Here is a 249-nt window from a genome sequence, read left to right as displayed (position 1 = left end):
TTGATGTAGGACTAAAAGATTTTGCCATTTTGTCAGATGGAACAACCTATAAAAATCCGAAGTTTTTTCGATCATTAGAAGAGAAGTTAGCGAAAGCACAGCGTGTTCTTTCTAGAAGAACGAAAGGATCTTCTCGCTGGAATAAACAACGAATAAAAGTTGCTAGAATTCATGAATACATGACAAACGCTAGAAAAGATTACTTGGACAAAATCTCAACTGAAATCATCAAAAACCACGATGTTATCG

The 249-nt window shown here is 34.9% G+C and carries 1 protein-coding gene; it reads left to right on the top strand.

Annotation, left to right across the window (positions count from 1 at the left end; all coding sequences use genetic code 11):
* Positions 1-249, top strand: a 249-nt coding sequence (locus MR109_RS29955) for a transposase (RefSeq protein ID WP_242274874.1), incomplete at both ends; no start/stop codon positions are given.

Origin of the sequence: Bacillus cereus group sp. BfR-BA-01310, from assembly GCF_022664325.1 — a bacterium.
GTDB classification, from domain to species: Bacteria; Bacillota; Bacilli; order Bacillales; family Bacillaceae_G; genus Bacillus_A; species Bacillus_A paramycoides.
Note: the sequence above shows the minus strand (reverse complement) of the source record. Positions and strands in the feature narration are given on the sequence as shown.